Genomic DNA, 15,990 nt, shown 5'->3' on the forward strand with positions numbered 1-15,990 from the left:
ATATCTATTTTAACAATCGAAAAGAATCGCTGTTTTTATAAGTATGTACAATTTCAACAATCCTCTTTTAAATTCTTATTCACAAAACAGTGATACCTCACCAAGTACAGAGATCTTTTTTAGTCTACATCGTTTCAACAATATTTTCATTGCAATATCCTTTTTTGGTATTAGCTTTTTTTTAGTGGTAAAAGATTATCATAAAAAGTGTCAACAACTCCTTAGTCTTTCTAATTAATTATGAAACTAATCTTCAACATATTTGTCCTGTTGGCTACTGCTTTTGCTTGGTCCCAAAGTACTGTAAATCCTAATACGGGCAATGCCTATTTGTTATTTGGGCCAAACTCTAGTTGGGGACAATACTTCCAAGTTGGGGGTAATGGTAGGGTTACCCCCAATGCAGGTATTTTTGCTACCAATGGCAATCTTCATCTAGATTCAAAAGATGGTGCATTTAGTACCTATGTTAATTATTATAGCAAGGGAAATACAATTTTAAATGGACAAGGGGGCAATGTTGGGATTGGAACTACAGGTCCAGGTGCCAAATTGGAAGTAAAAAGTTCTAACGGTTTACGGACCCTGTTAAATATGAACGAACAGTCCGCTATATCCTTTTTGCCAAATAATGGTAATTCCTACTTTCATATAAGCCATGGTCTTAATAATGATTTGGTCATATCGCAAGGGGGTATAGTTGGAGGAGGTAATTTGATGGTTATTAAAAACATGGGAAATATTGGCATTGGGACTAATTCTCCGGATTCCAAACTCACCGTAAAAGGAAAAATCCACGTAGAAGAAGTGAAAGTAGACCTTTCAGTTCCTGGTCCTGACTATGTGTTTAAGGATGATTACGAACTAAGATCCTTGGAAGAAATCCAAAAATTTATAAAGGAAAATGGCCACTTGCCCAATATACCTTCTGCTAAGGAAATGGAAGAAAATGGGGTGGAACTTGGGGTGATGAATATGAAATTATTGGAGAAAATAGAGGAATTAACCTTATACATCATTTCACTGGAAAAAAAGCAAGAAGAGTTCGCTTTACAAAAAGAACTTGATCGTAAAACTATTGATGATTTAAAAGAAACCCTTCATAAAAGGTTGAAAAAAATTGAAACAAAATTGAATCTGAATTAACTATGAAGTATTTCAACTGTTTGATTTTTTTAATGTTTTGCAGTGCTGCTTTTTCGCAGTCTCCTTCTTATGCTTTAGGGGCTAATAGTAGTTATTTTGATTTTAAAAAAACTCTCGTCTCCAATGATTTTAAAAATGCTTCACAGCTTAAAATTGGAACGTATTTGACCTTGGGGAATTTTGGATTTACCAATAGCAGTTGGATAGGGAGTAATGCAACTTTGGATTATTCGAGCTATGGGGGTGTTGGATCATTAGGTGATAAAAACATGTTCATCCCTGCGTGGAATCCTGGAACAGCTTTAGTAATGCAGCTAGATTTTGTAGATGGCACATTTAAAGGCTTCAACCACCAATGGAACGGCTCTTCGGAGCGATTTGACTTTTTGGATTTCGATCAAATATGGCAGATTGGTTCAGGGACTACTTATTTTCTTTCTAACGTTGGTATAGGAACTACTTCACCTGATTCAAAACTTACTGTCAAAGGAAAAATCCACGCAGAAGAAGTGAAAGTAGATCTTTCAGTTCCTGGTCCTGACTATGTGTTTAAGGCTGACTATGAACTTATGTCCTTGGAAGAAATTCAAAAATTTATAAAAGAAAATGGCCACTTGCCCAATATTCCTTCCGCCAAGGAAATGGAAGAAGATGGCATAGAGCTGGGTATTATGAATTTGAGATTATTAGAGAAGATAGAGGAATTGACGCTTTATGCCTTAAAGCAGAATTCTGAAATTAAATCTTTAAATAATGAAATAACAATATTGAAGGATGCCTCTGAAGAAATTGAAGCACTTAAAGTGAGACTAAGTAATATTGAAAACAAAAATTAAAATGAAGGATCTTAAATTCATCTCATTGGTATTTATTTTGAGCCTTACAAGTTCCTTAAAAGCCCAATTTACATTTGAAAATAACGAGGCAACAACCACTAATGAAATTGTGGCCCCTGTGTTAAGACTTAGTAATGAACTAAGGCTAGCCAACACTTTTAGTGCGGCCGACCCTACAATTGGCACTATGGATAATTCGTCCTATGGCATCAATCTTCATAAAACAGAAGGTATAGGCTTTGCTCTTAATGGTATTCACCAAATGGTGTTTCAGCCAAATGGAAATGTTGGCTTTGGAACAACTTCCCCATTAGGTAAGTTGCATGTGTCCACAGGGACTTCAGGGGACGCTCTTTTTAGATTGGAAGCCGATACAGATAACAATAACGAATCGGACAACCCTATGATTGAGCTCAGACAGGATGGAGGTCAGGTAGGGGTGAATATGGGATTTTCAGAGGAATACTTTGGGGGAAATATTTTTGGAATTGGTACAAGATACCTGAATGCAGATAGTTGGGGTGCCTTTAGGATAAATACCCTAAATGGTTACGTTGGAATAGGGACCACCCCACAGGAGAAATTTCAGGTGGAAAACTCCTTTGTGTTTCACGTTGGGGGACACGATGTTTTGGGTTTTAAATACCAGCCCACGGGCGGAGTTGACTTAGATGCCACTAAATATGCTGCAGAAGTGAGGTTTGATCCTGTGGGTGGATTTCTTAGGCTAGGTACTTCATCAGGACTTACCGATAGTCCTATTACCAGACTTTCAATCTCTAAAGAAGGGAATGTCGGTATTGGAAATCTTAGCACGGGAAGCCATAGGTTGGCTGTAGAGGGATCCATTGGTGCCAGAGAGATTAAGGTAGAGGCATCAGGTTGGTCCGACTTTGTTTTTGAAGAAGGTTATAGTTTGCCAACCCTTGAAGAAGTTGAACTACATATCAAGGAATTTGGACACTTAAAGGATATTCCAAGTGCCAGTGATGTGGCAAAAGATGGGATAAATTTAGGTGAAATGGACGCCAAACTGTTGCAGAAAATAGAGGAGTTGACACTTTATACCGTTGAACAAGAAAAAGATTTAAATGAGAAGGATTCTAAAATAAAATTATTGGAAGAGAAACTTGATTTAATGAATCAACAGTTACAGAAAATTCAAATTTTTATAGACAATTAAAAATGAAAAAGGGAATCCTGCTTGCACTCTTATGCTTTGTTTCCATATCCATTTCTGGGCAAGGTAGAGAAATTATATTAGGTTCAAATAATGGGTTTCCAGAATATTTGATTGGAAACCTTCCATACAGTAGTGGGTCCAATTATCAGAAATTAAAGATTGAAATATTTGGAGGAAACTATCACAACACAAATTTAGGGGAGAACCATTATTTTATTTCCTCTAGAGATGGGATTAAAATACATCAAGAAATACATGGAGGATCCTATAGCAGATATACTTTGAAAATATATGATAATGGATCATCCTATGATTTTGTTCTAAAGATAAATGGAGATTGGCCTTCCATTTACATTAGATCTAGAACAATAAATGGGGGGAGTAACATTTTAGAGGAAAATCCAAATACCGACTACAATAATACCAACAAAACGGAAATCACCAATAGTGTCGTTGTTAATACCATTTCCTCTGTTGATACATATGGCAATGTGGGTATAGGCACTTCAATTCCAGATTCTAAACTTACAGTAAAAGGAAATATCCACGCCGAAGAAGTGAAAGTGGATCTATCTGTTCCAGGACCGGATTATGTATTCAAAGAAGGCTACGACTTAATGTCTCTATTCGAGATTCAAAATTATATAAAAAGCAACGGTCACCTGCCCAATATTCCATCGGCCAAAGATATGGAAGCCAATGGGATTGAATTGGGTGTTATGAATATGAAGTTGTTGGAAAAAATTGAAGAGTTGACGTTATATGCTATTGAACAGGAGAGAAGAATTAATACACAAAATGAAGAGATAGGGAAGCTGGATAAAGTGGTAATGCAAGTTGATATCCTAACCAAAGAGCTAAAGGAGTTAAAGGAACTGCTATACTTGAGTAATAAATAGAGATATGAGATATAAAATAGTACTACCAATAATTTTGATTTCTCTAATAGGAGCTGCCCAAACCCAGACTAATGTGGATCTAGTTGCTGGTGAAGGTAACGGCTTTAGATTTTGGAATGGGAATAACAGTTATAAAATCCATATGGGAAGTAGTGCCGAGTACAAATATGGTACAGTTAACGATTATAGTATTAAAATGAACATGAGTGGCGGTACTCCAAGTAGAGGCTGGACATGGGGAGTTGCAGGGGCCACTCCAATAGCATCCCTAAATACAATGGGCGACTTTCAGGTAGCTAGGGAAATGTATCTGGCGGGAGGTTGGTTAAGAGTAAAAGGAGATAAAGGCTTGTTTTTTCAGGATTACGGAGGTGGATTTTACATGACAGATAGTAATTGGATCCGCACCTACGGAAATAAAAGTTTTTATCACAATACAGGAACCATGAGAACGGATGGTAGGTTTGAGGTGGGTCCTTCTGGAGATCGGTTTACTGTCACTAGTGAAGGTAATGTAGGAATAGGAGTAACTGCCCCACAATATGATTTGCAAACAAGTGCTGGGGTTCAATTAAGAAAAACGGCTATAGGTGTAACTTCTGCGACAAATGAGAATAGCTGGATCAGGGATGAATGGCTAACGGGTTCTTATGGTCCTGCCAAATGGAATCAATCAATTTCTCGTTGGGTTCGTCCTGCGGGTACTTATAATGATATAGGTGGGATCGTGTTTCAGGATGAAGGCACCTACTTTTTAAGAGAAAAAGCAGGTTCTCAATTAGAATATACCAACTCAGATTTCTTAAAAACAGCTTTTTTATTTTCTAGTATAACAAACGGTTATATAGGAATTGGGACCAATATCCCTGATTCTAAACTTACAGTAAAAGGAAATATCCACGCCGAAGAGGTCAAAGTTGATTTATCTGTTCCAGGTCCGGATTATGTATTCAAAGAAGGATACGACTTAATGTCCTTATCCGAGATTCAAAATTATATAAAAAGCAATGGTCACTTACCCAATATTCCATCGGCCAAAGAGATGGAAGCCAATGGGATTGAATTGGGTGTTATGAATATGAAGTTATTGGAAAAGATTGAGGAGTTGACCTTGTATATTCTAGATGCGGAGAAAAATGACAATGAGCAAAAAGCAATGATTGATAAGCTGGAAGAAAGATTAAGCTTAATAGAAAAGAATATAAAACTATAGTATGGTCATAAGTTCCAAATACAAACAAAATTACACTTTTTGGGTTTTAACAATCCTTGGTATCAGCACTTTGTTTAGCCAAAATAATTTTCCTACAAGCGGCGATGTGTTGGTAAAAAATGCCAGTTTATTTTTAGAAACTGGCGGTTGGAAATCTAGCCTCCTTACGTTAAAGGATACTCATTATAGCCCTAATCAAGTCTATCATTTCCAAGTTGAAAGTGATGGATTAAAAATAAAGCAAGACGACGATGTAAATTATCAATTCAAATCTGGAGGTGATTTGATTGTAAGAAACGGTAATCTTTTATTGGGGAGTGGAAATCCGTTATATAAATTTCACATAAAAGATCCAGCTGGGGGTGCTGCTATTGGATTGGAAAGAGGAGGAAAATTATGGCGATTTGATATTCAATATAATGCGGATCGACTTTATATTGGACATTCGGATAATGGTTCTTTTTTTACTTTTCATAAGGAAGGAAAAATAGGGATAGGTACGAACAACCCAGATGGTCCTTTAGAAATTATGCAACCTGATGATCCTGCGATTGATCGAGGCCTTGTTATTTCAGAGGTAAATAATAGCCAAAAGATTCATCTGCATTTGGCTGATAACATCAATGGTGAGTATGGATATCTTTCTTTAGGAGGTTATACAGCCTTAAGAGGTAACGGCCAAGCTTCCTATTTTGAGGGTAAAGTAGGAATAGGTACCAATGCCCCAGACTCAAAACTTACCGTAAAAGGAGATATTCATGCCCAAGAAGTGAAAGTAGATTTATCAGTGGCAGGGCCAGATTACGTCTTTAAAGAAGGATATAATTTAATGTCCTTATCTGAGATTCAAAATTACATAAAAAACAATGGTCACCTACCCAATATTCCTTCCGCCATGGAAATGGAAGCTGATGGGATTGAATTAGGAGTCATGAATATGAAGTTGTTGGAAAAGATAGAGGAGTTGACCCTCCATGCAATTCAACAAGAGCAGAAATTAAAGGAAATGGATGATCTAAGAGCTCGTTTGGAGCTTTTGGAATCAAAAATAAAATAATAGACAATTAATGAGGAAAGTACATCTTATTTTTTCAATGTTCATTTGCGGAATGGTATGGTCCCAGACTGGAAACGACCTTTATTTGGACAATGCTAAATATATTTTCGCCAAAACAAGTTCTGGAACAAGTACAAGAACTTTGGGGATTAATAGCAGTGACAATTTATATCTGGGCAGTGTGGATGCTCCCATAAACAATCTGTTTATGAACTTAAATGGACAGACTCGTTTTTCCATAAATGGGGCAAATGGAAATATAGGTATTGGAACAACAAACCCAATTGGTAAGCTAGAGATCTATGGAGCCAATTTTAATTCAACCAACTTAGTGCTTTCAGCAAACTATATAGACAAGTTTCGTTGGAGGTTTAATACAATAGATAGGGGAAATGCTATAGACCTTGACTTTACAGCTTCTGATAGCGGAGATAACCAAGAAGCTGTTTTAAAATTATCGAGATCTAACTCTGGCAGGCCAGAGTTCCAATTGTATAATAATACCATCGTGGCCAATAATGGGAATGTTGGTATTGGAAATGAAGCTCCTTCAGAAAAATTGCATGTTTCTGGAAATATTTTGGGAAATAAATTAATGATCAATGATCCAAATGAAGCACCTGATTGGAACCTAGTTTGGCAAAGTGGGTTTTACCAAAGTTATAATGGGACAAATGCACCGGAACCAAACCAATGGTTTTGGGGTTTAAACATGAATCATAGTTCCAACAATTCGGCCTACAGGTATAATGGCCAAATAGCTATTCGTAATTCGGCTACCTCACCAACTATGTATTTTAGGAGTACTGATGTTAATGGGAATGGCGTTTGGTCCCGCATTCTACACAGAGAAGGAAATCAATTTATAAATGGGAGTCTAGCAATCGGCACCAGCACCTCCGGAACCCACAAATTGGCAGTAGAAGGATCCATAGGAGCAAGGGAAATTAAGGTGGAAGCTACAGGGTGGTCCGACTTTGTTTTTGAGGATAATTATAAGTTGCCAACCTTGGAGGAAGTAGAACAACACATCAAGAAATATGGTCATCTAAAGGACATTCCCTCAACCAGAGAGGTAGAGAAAAATGGAATCAATCTGGGAGAGATGGATGCTAGACTACTACAGAAAATAGAGGAGTTGACCCTATATACAATCCAGCAGCAAAAGGATATAAATATCCTTCAAGAAAAAAATAGAGAATATGAACAATTGTTGGAGGATAGCAGGAAGGAAAAACTCAAATATCAGACACTTCAAGAACGATTAATACAAATGGAGGAACGCATTAATTCAATTAAAATATGAGGGGAATACTAATCTTTTTTTTAATGATGAGCCCTATTGTTTTTTGCCAGGAGCAGTACTCAGAATCCTATAATCCCAATTCAATGAATCTCGGGGTCTATTACCAAACGGGGCCTGGGAGTAATAACGGCACCTTAAATTGGAGTTATCCTTATGGTACGAAATTAACTGTTATGGGTGCAGCACATCGCAATTACGAAATGATGGTTACCAGCTATCCTTTTGGAGGGTTAAAACTAAGACAGTGGGACCCTACAAATTTGGTTTGGACAAATTGGAGAGATGTGCTGGTTTCCAATCAAGATGGAAAAATTGGTTTTGGTATTGATAGCCCACAAGCCAAATTCGAAGTGTTGTCAGATATAAGGGTAAATACACCAGGTGCTAGAGGTAGCTCGTTCTTAAAACTGGATAGAGGTACCGAAGGAAAGGATGGGGCACTCATTTCTTTTGGTGAAGGGGGGAGTTATAAATGGCATACGGGTTTGCTTTATGCCGGAGGATGGTTGACCCCTGATTTTTATATAAGTCAATTTTCAGAGATAAGGGATGGTAATGGAAATTATGTCCATGAACCAGAATTCACTATTAGATCAAATGGGGATGTAGGTATTGGCACAAGATTGCCCGATGCCAAACTTGCGGTAAAAGGAAATATCCATGCCCAAGAAGTAAAGGTAGATCTCAATGGTTCTGTAGCTCCAGATTATGTTTTTAATAAGGACTACGATCTTAAATCCTTGGAAAAAGTATCAGAATACATTTCAAGGGAAGGGCATCTCCCCAGTATTCCTTCGGCTGAAGAAATGGAAAGGGAAGGATTGTTTTTAAAAGATATGAACCTCAAACTACTTGAAAAGATAGAAGAGTTGACCCTCTATGCCATAGCACAAGAAAAGCAATTGGAGGAAGAAAAGGAAATCAATAAAGAACAGTCTAAAAATATAGAGGAACTTGAAGGTAGACTATTCCAATTAGAGCAATTTTTACATCAAAATGAACAAGAAAAAAACAATTAATTCAACTCAAATAAACAAATCAATTACCCCCATGAACAAACTAGCATTACCAATTTCAATTATCGCATTAGTAGCAACTATATTTTCATTTTTTTATACGCAAAACCAATCAGAATTGGTGTATGTGGATATCAATAAGTTGATAGAAGGTTACAAACGGACAAAGTTTGAAAAATCAATATTCGATAAAAAAGCAAATACCCTAAAAGCCAATGTAGACAGTTTAATGGTAGACTGGCAAAATGAGTTAAAAGATTATGAAAAGGAAAGGTCTTCCTTATCTAAAAATGAACTTGAACTGAAAGAAGAGATTCTTGGAAATAAACAACAACAAATTAATAATTACCAGTCAGCAATTCAAAAACAGATTCAGGAAGAAGATCAAAAAGTAACCCAGACAATTATTAATGATATAAACGATTATGTGAAAGAGTATGGAAAAAATAACGGATATAGAATAATTTTTGGTGCTAGTGGTAGTGGTAATATAATGTACGCCGACGATCTGTCCGATTTGACGACAACTATTTTAACTGATTTAAATGCCTCTTATGAAGGGAAATAATAACTTCTTGGGGTTAATATTTTCACAAAAGATTAACTATCCACCTTGTTTGATAATTATTTTAATGCTCGTTGGCTGCAATCAAAAAAGCTTTCATTCAGAAAACGAACTTACTACTTATTTACAGGATGAGGGCAACCACTATATTCAAAAAAAGACCATAAATGGAGTTGATTTCTCAATAAGTTACAGGCCAACGGACCTTTTGGTAAATCAAGAATTAGGAGAAGTTTTTTCCGTGAGTAAAGTAGATAGCCTTCGAGAAAAATATCGGAAATATTTGTATTTCACACTTTCAATGGCCAAGGATGACAAAGAGTTACTCAATAGTCAGGTAGGAAATAAAAATAAGTTTGGAGCTATGGTGAATCAATTGGCGTTTGGAATGGAGAATAGTGTTCACTTGATAAGTGATCAAAGGGATTCTATTCCTTTAGCTGATTATGTGTATCCAAGAATGTATGGAATGGGAGGAAATACCACTATACTTTTTGTATACCCTAGAAATGAAAAATTACTACAATCTGATTATTTCAATTTTATTATAAAAGATATAGGCTTTGCCACAGGAGAAGTGGGTTTTAGAATGGAAACAAAACTAATTATTAATGAACCTAGTTTAAATTTTAAGTCATGAGTGTAGTAATAAAAACTTTCGCAGGCTTGATTTTTTTAATTCTATATAGTTGTGTCACTCCAAATCAAGCGACCACTATTTATTTTAAAGATGGTTCACAGAAATTTGGTTTTGGTCTTATTAAGGGAAACGAGTTAATATTTAAAAAAACAGAGAAGGATAAGCCCGTGGCTTATAATTTTTCTTCGTTAGACAAAGTTGAAATGAATCCGGGAAAAGCATCTAGCACTTATGTATTAATGCCCATAAAAGACAAAGGAGACTTGGTTATTTTAGAAGAGATTGTTGTAGGGGCAGTTTCGCTCTACCAGTCTACTGCGCAGTCCTATCGCTCTGATATTAGTAATTCTACAGGAAACCTTGGTAATGCTGGAGGTATTGGTTTTGCAGGAGGAAATTTCTACAATGTAAATAATTTTTATTTAAAAAGAGAAGAAGAAACTGTAGTTACCCATTTAGGATCAAATCAGTTATTTTCAAAGAATTTCGGGAAAGTAGCATCGGAATATTTTCATGATTGTCCCATTTTGCTTACTAAAATTGAATCAAAGGAATTTAAGAAAAGAGACTTAAAACAACTCGTTGAATATTATAATAATCAGTGCAACTAAGTAACATTATACAATCGTTATGGAAAAAATAAAACAGATCACCAAACTTAAAGCAATACTTGTATTTGTTTTGATCCTATGTTCTTCAATTTTGGCTACTGCCCAAGGGCCAAATGCTCCTGAAGCGGGGGCGTTTGAACCTGTTGATGCTACCGATATGGTAAATTTGGTAACAGGAGATATGAGTTATGTTCTGCCCTTATTAAATGTCCCTTCACCAGAGGGTGGATATCCAATTGCCCTTTCATACCACGCAGGTATCGCTGCGGAGCAAGATGCTTCTTGGGTTGGTTTGGGTTGGAATATTAATCCTGGAGCAATCAATAGAGGTGTAAATGGTTATCCAGATGACTGGGGAAAAGTTGATTATAGTGAATTCTTTTATGATCAGGGTTATAAAGAAGACTATTATAGTTTTAGTGCTGGAATAACCTTTAAAGGCGGAGTATCGGTTGGTTTAGGACTTTCCTGGGGTTCCAACCAATCGCTTGGAGGTTATGTATCCGCCAGTGTCGGTTTAGGTGATGGAAGTTTTGGATCTCCTAGCATTGGTGCAACTGTTGGAACCAATGGCTATGGTATTAATGGAGGTATTGGGGGTATTAATGGGAGTTTTGGAACTAACGGTATTGGAATTGGATATGGAACCAATCCAAGTCTGTCCGGTGGTTCTAGCGTTGGATTAAATTTAAATTACAGCTATAATTCTGGATTGTCTGGCGGTGTTTCTCTTTCTCAAATTACAGGATCATTCCAAAATGGATTGGCAAAAACATCTAGTTTGGGAATTAATTTTAGTTCAAATGGGATTTCTGTTAATGGCAAAGTTAACGGCTATGGAGCTGGAATTTCTACATCTAGTAGTACTATTTCAGCGAGCGACTATGATGTTACAGTTTCTAGTACCGGAATTACTGTGCCTGTCTATATTTTTTATGCTGGATATAATCATCAAAAAGTTACAGTTTCTTTGTTTAGATATGACAAATTGTATACGTCAGGAATTCTAAATCCTGTAGTAGCAAATAAGCTAAAACCATATCAAGATAATAGTGGCCTTTCTAGATTATTATATGAAAATCGTTTTATGGACGTTAATGTACTTCCAAAGTATAAAGATAGCATGAATGAGTATGAATTGGCCGACAATTCATATCTACATGAAGAAAACAATCTCGTTCTACCAAACTATGATAATTATTCCGTTGCGGCGCAAGGCTTATCAGGATCCATATCACCTTATACTTATTCAGAATTAAACTTATCGGGTAGAGGTAAAAAGTTAGAAAATAACGATAATGTCTATTCAGCGTATTTAAATCACGACTTTACGGAATATAATTCATCTGTTGCTAGTGGCATAGATGTAAATAGGGATGCCGTAAAAAAAATAAATTTCACTTTTAATAACGCGTACAATTCTTTTTTAAGAGTTGAGACTACTTCAATTATCAATCCAAATTTGTCTAACTCTTCTATCGGGGATAATAATGTTTTAAAATATTTCAAAACAAATAGCTCAAATAATTTTTCGAACATAAATAGCTTTAATAACAGTTCTGAAAAGAGAAAAAGAGAAGGTAACATTATAGAAACCTTTACAAATAAAGAAATCCGCAACAAAACAATCGCTGCTTACGGGTTTATAGAGGCAACAGGAATAAATCGTCAAGAAGTGTCAACTTATCTGGATGAAGGAATAGGAGCCTATCAAATTATAACTCCCGATGGCAGAAAATATCATTATTCATTACCTGTATACAATTTTGAAACCATATATAAAAATTTTAAAAATCAGAATAATGAGGATCAAAACTTTTTAGAAATTAAAAAGACAATTCCCTATGCTACACACTGGTTGCTAACTGCAATAACGGGGCCAGACTATATTGACGGGAATTCTGACGGAAAAGTTAACGAAGGTGATTTTGGCTATTGGGTTGAATTTGATTATGGCAAATGGACCGATGGATATATCTGGGAAACCCCAAGTGGTAGATATGATACCAATGAGGATAAAAATGGAGAAAAAACCTATTCTTATGCATGGGGGAGAAAACAGATTTACTATTTAGATGCCATAAAGACGAGAACTCATACCGCTCTTTTTGTTAAAGATGTGAGAAAGGATAGTTGGTCTGTTCCTAGAAATATTAGTACAAGTACAACATCTAATCAATATTTAACTGGTAATAATTATAAAAAAATCAAAGGTAGTAGGGCTTATGGCAATGTTCTTGATCAAAATGTAGTATATAAAAATGATGGGAGTACTTATACAGCTAATACTCAATATGGTTATCCTATTATTGAAGGCATATCTTTAGATGCAAAATATGTAGATATTCCTACTACCCCCTTACTTCATTTAAAGCAAATAATAGTTCTTAAGAATGAAGATCTAATTTATAATAAGGCTAGGGGTGTTTTGATTAACAACACCATTGGTAATATAGGGTTCAACAGGGGTTTTTACGGAACTGGTTCATTAAATCCACATATTGATTTTTATTTAACTCCTCCCCAATTCAAATTGATTAATTTAAATATACATCAAAATGTTCTTGACTTTAAGGATATTGAAGGGCTTAATTTAGAAAATTTTGCACAGCAAATCATCACTTTTGACCATGATTATATATTAGCCAAAAACTCACCGAATTCAACGGCTGTTGGGAATGGAAGATTATCACTAAAAAAGGTAAATTTTAAAGGGAAACAAGGAATTCAAATGATTCCACCATATTCATTTTCTTATTTAAGTAGCTCTACTTCTTATAACAAGAATAATGTTGATGATTGGGGTTATAACAAAAACTATCCCCAGGTATGGAGTTTGAACGAAATTCAAACGCCAACAGGAGGGAAAGTTAAAATCAATTATGAATCTGATTCTTATTATACTCAAGCGGCAAGTTACGAGGATAAATATTTTACAAATATTAGCTTTACACAGACCAATAATACCAATACCACCAGTGGAAATCCAATTTATGAATTAACATTTAATGACAACACAAATCTTTCTGATTTCTTTAAAATAGGGAAGGAATGTGCTTTGTCTTTCAAATTATGTTCAAACGGGCTTGATATTACTAATACACCTTTAAAAGTAATTTCGATTGTAGGTAATAAACTTACCATAATACCTACAAGTAAAACGGAGGTTATAAAATATAGTTCACGCGCATGTGTTGTTAACAACACAGCGGTTACCGATATGTATAACCTAAAAATTAAGAACAACCAACATCCCTTTTATACCAATACCAATTTAAATGGCAAAGAAGGTGGTGGAGTCCGTATTAGGTCAATAGAGGTAATTGAAAATACCAAAAAATTGACCACTGAATATGAATATACAGATCCAGTCACTAACAAGATTTCTGGAATCACTTCATTTGCACCTTCAGAAGATGGTAAAGCAGTACCTTATGGATCAGAGTTGCCAGCACCGATGGTACTATACAGTAATGTAAAAATGGTTAACAAAGATGATACTGGAGCAATTATTGGTAGTACCGCTTATAAATTTCAGACGTTAACACCGTTTTCTCCTGAATCGGGTTATATCTATAGTATTGGTGATGCCTTTAAAGTTAAGGAACAACAAAACCAATCTTTCAATAATGGAAAAGTCATTACAAATAAATTTACTATCTATAATTCTCTTGCAACTATAGGTAGGCTACAATCAATCACGAGATATAATAATTTGGGACAAAGACTCGCCTATAGTAGCAACACTTACAAAACAAATCTAGATGGGGATGGGGAAATTGGGGTTACTCAAGAATCTCATAAAAGTTTAAAAAGAGTAATGACAAAACCAATCAACTCATCTGTTTACAATGAAGTTTTTCATGTTAGCTCTACCAGTAAAGTATCTTATCCCAGTGTTCTGCAAAGTAGCACCAAAGTTCAAGGTGGATTTTCAAACACAACAAATTTTATTAAACATGATTTTTTAACTGGACAGGTATTGGAGTCTACCACTCTAAATAGCAAGGGCGAAGAATATAAGTCACAATTAATTCCTGCTTATACCAAATATCCATCTATGGGAAGCAAGGTTGATAATTATAGTAATAAGAACATGCTAGTCCAAGATGCTATAACCAAAACTCTAAAGAAAGTAAATGGAACTTGGAAGGAAATTGGTGTGGGTATTACAACATGGAAGCCTGACAAATACTATACAACGGAAACAATCGGTCAGTATCCCAACGAGTTTTATTTAGAAGTAGAACACGATATATGGCGTAAACACAAGAATTTTATTTGGAACGGAACAACTGACAACCAAGGGATATTTACCAGTTTCACAGGCGAGGATGATGGTTTTATTTGGAATGACCCAAATTCAATACAACCGTCCGATTGGAAACAAATCTCGGAAATTTCTCTTTATGATAAATATTCCATGCCTTTGGAAGTTGTAGATCTTAATGGTAATAGGGTAGCGACCAAGATGGGTTACAAAGACTCTAAAGTATTAGCAAATGGAAATGCAGGTTATTCCGAAATATATTATTCTGGTGCCGAAGATTTGATTGGTTCTTATTTTGGGGGGGGAGTAGGAAAAGGTTCAGGGACAGTAAGTCTTTCATATGCACATACTGGTAATAAATCTTTACAAATTAATACAGGACAAACAGGTTTTGTTGTTAATGTAATTAAAGGAAAGGATAATAAGTATAAGGCTTCCCTATGGTCCAAATCTGGCACTTATAATGCGACCAGATTACAAATAAATGGAGGAACTCCAATTAGTTTCAATGTGGATGAAGTTGTTCGATCTGGTGATTGGGTACAATTGAATTTTTATTTTGATGTAAACACTTCTGCCATAGTGCAAGTATTAGCCTCGGGAAGTACTATTTATGTTGATGATTTTAGAGTACATCCCGTTGCATCTACAGTTTCTTCTTATGTGTATAATCAGTGGGATGAATTAACGCATATCTTAGGCAGTAATAACCTCGCAACGCAATATGAATACGATCAAGTAGGAAGACTTCTTGTAACAAAGGCAGAAGCTATTGATTACAATGGTGCCGGCACAGGTGGTTTTAAAAAAGTGAAGGAAAATCAGTATAAATTTAAATTGGTAGGTGATGTTGATACCAATGGTAATGGAATCATAGAAACCCAAGAAACATACGATCCTTTAAATGCCAGCATTTCAGCTTCCAATGGATATTCTAGTGTGGGAACCTTAACTACTATAGCTACAGGTGGTTCAGGTAATTATAGGTATAGCTACGCCCAGGGCAATATAACATCTTCCTCTCAGGTAGATAATTTGAACTACGGATCAGAATCAACAAATAACACTTTATATGTTTCCTCTGTACCATGTAGTGGAGGTTCCTATGGGTATAATGCCTACGCCGTAAAGGTGAAGGTGAGAGATATTTCCACAGGACAGATTGTCACCAGAATAGCATATTATAATAGGACCTGTTCTACAGGTGGTGGTGGAGACCCAATAATTCAAGAAGCACCTCAACAATAA

At 35.7% G+C, this 15,990-nt stretch carries 12 protein-coding genes; all 12 read left to right on the forward strand.

Annotated features, from left to right (window positions below):
* Positions 1–240: 240 nt before the first annotated feature.
* Genes SB49_RS14065 through SB49_RS14120 form a run of 12 tightly spaced genes read left to right on the forward strand, consistent with a single transcriptional unit; the run spans position 241 to position 15,990 of the window.
* Positions 241–1,146 carry a tail fiber protein gene (locus SB49_RS14065; protein WP_062057775.1) on the forward strand — a complete coding sequence of 302 codons (906 nt, stop codon included), beginning with the start codon at positions 241–243 and terminating at the stop codon, positions 1,144–1,146.
* Between the two features lie 2 nt (positions 1,147–1,148).
* Complete coding sequence (locus SB49_RS14070; protein WP_062057778.1) at positions 1,149–1,982, forward strand: tail fiber protein; 834 nt, start codon at positions 1,149–1,151, stop codon at positions 1,980–1,982.
* 1 nt (position 1,983) lies between these two features.
* Positions 1,984–3,165: a hypothetical protein gene (locus tag SB49_RS14075; protein WP_062057781.1), complete on the forward strand. Its 1,182-nt coding sequence runs from the start codon at positions 1,984–1,986 to the stop codon at positions 3,163–3,165.
* Between the two features lie 2 nt (positions 3,166–3,167).
* Complete coding sequence (locus SB49_RS14080; RefSeq protein WP_062057783.1) at positions 3,168–4,064, forward strand: tail fiber protein; 897 nt, start codon at positions 3,168–3,170, stop codon at positions 4,062–4,064.
* A gap of 4 nt (positions 4,065–4,068) precedes the next feature.
* A complete protein-coding gene (gene pilV / locus SB49_RS14085) occupies positions 4,069–5,277 on the forward strand; it encodes a shufflon system plasmid conjugative transfer pilus tip adhesin PilV (protein WP_062057786.1) in 1,209 nt (402 codons plus the stop codon).
* 1 nt (position 5,278) lies between these two features.
* On the forward strand, positions 5,279–6,334 hold the full coding sequence (locus SB49_RS14090) for a tail fiber protein (protein WP_062057789.1): 1,056 nt from the start codon (positions 5,279–5,281) through the stop codon (positions 6,332–6,334).
* A gap of 10 nt (positions 6,335–6,344) precedes the next feature.
* Complete coding sequence (locus SB49_RS14095) at positions 6,345–7,640, forward strand: hypothetical protein (protein WP_062057791.1); 1,296 nt, start codon at positions 6,345–6,347, stop codon at positions 7,638–7,640.
* A complete protein-coding gene (locus SB49_RS14100) occupies positions 7,637–8,659 on the forward strand; it encodes a tail fiber protein (RefSeq protein ID WP_145758398.1) in 1,023 nt (340 codons plus the stop codon). The genes SB49_RS14095 and SB49_RS14100 overlap by 4 nt, the downstream gene beginning before the upstream one ends.
* A gap of 31 nt (positions 8,660–8,690) precedes the next feature.
* Positions 8,691–9,224 carry an OmpH family outer membrane protein gene (locus SB49_RS14105; protein WP_062059262.1) on the forward strand — a complete coding sequence of 178 codons (534 nt, stop codon included), beginning with the start codon at positions 8,691–8,693 and terminating at the stop codon, positions 9,222–9,224.
* Positions 9,211–9,861, forward strand: a complete 651-nt coding sequence (locus SB49_RS14110) for a hypothetical protein (RefSeq protein WP_235537782.1) — start codon at positions 9,211–9,213, stop codon at positions 9,859–9,861. The genes SB49_RS14105 and SB49_RS14110 overlap by 14 nt, the downstream gene beginning before the upstream one ends.
* On the forward strand, positions 9,858–10,472 hold the full coding sequence (locus SB49_RS14115) for a hypothetical protein (RefSeq protein ID WP_062057797.1): 615 nt from the start codon (positions 9,858–9,860) through the stop codon (positions 10,470–10,472). Before SB49_RS14110 ends, SB49_RS14115 begins: the two co-directional genes overlap by 4 nt.
* Before the next feature lie 19 nt (positions 10,473–10,491).
* Entirely contained in the window at positions 10,492–15,990 is a 5,499-nt protein-coding gene (locus SB49_RS14120; protein ID WP_062057800.1) for a hypothetical protein, read from the forward strand.

The sequence above is a fragment of the Sediminicola sp. YIK13 genome (genome assembly GCF_001430825.1).
Taxonomy (GTDB): domain Bacteria; phylum Bacteroidota; class Bacteroidia; order Flavobacteriales; family Flavobacteriaceae; genus Sediminicola.

Excerpts from the sequence above, each read along its gene's own strand:
- SB49_RS14120 (WP_062057800.1), top strand. The coding sequence starts at position 10,492 with ATGGAAAAAATAAAACAGATCACCAAACTTAAAGCAATACTTGTATTT.
- pilV (WP_062057786.1), top strand. The coding sequence starts at position 4,069 with ATGAGATATAAAATAGTACTACCAATAATTTTGATTTCTCTAATAGGA.
- SB49_RS14090 (WP_062057789.1), top strand. The coding sequence starts at position 5,279 with ATGGTCATAAGTTCCAAATACAAACAAAATTACACTTTTTGGGTTTTA.
- SB49_RS14070 (WP_062057778.1), top strand. The coding sequence starts at position 1,149 with ATGAAGTATTTCAACTGTTTGATTTTTTTAATGTTTTGCAGTGCTGCT.
- SB49_RS14065 (WP_062057775.1), top strand. The coding sequence starts at position 241 with ATGAAACTAATCTTCAACATATTTGTCCTGTTGGCTACTGCTTTTGCT.
- SB49_RS14105 (WP_062059262.1), top strand. The coding sequence starts at position 8,691 with ATGAACAAACTAGCATTACCAATTTCAATTATCGCATTAGTAGCAACT.
- SB49_RS14100 (WP_145758398.1), top strand. The coding sequence starts at position 7,637 with ATGAGGGGAATACTAATCTTTTTTTTAATGATGAGCCCTATTGTTTTT.
- SB49_RS14095 (WP_062057791.1), top strand. The coding sequence starts at position 6,345 with ATGAGGAAAGTACATCTTATTTTTTCAATGTTCATTTGCGGAATGGTA.
- SB49_RS14075 (WP_062057781.1), top strand. The coding sequence starts at position 1,984 with ATGAAGGATCTTAAATTCATCTCATTGGTATTTATTTTGAGCCTTACA.
- SB49_RS14080 (WP_062057783.1), top strand. The coding sequence starts at position 3,168 with ATGAAAAAGGGAATCCTGCTTGCACTCTTATGCTTTGTTTCCATATCC.
- SB49_RS14110 (WP_235537782.1), top strand. The coding sequence starts at position 9,211 with ATGAAGGGAAATAATAACTTCTTGGGGTTAATATTTTCACAAAAGATT.
- SB49_RS14115 (WP_062057797.1), top strand. The coding sequence starts at position 9,858 with ATGAGTGTAGTAATAAAAACTTTCGCAGGCTTGATTTTTTTAATTCTA.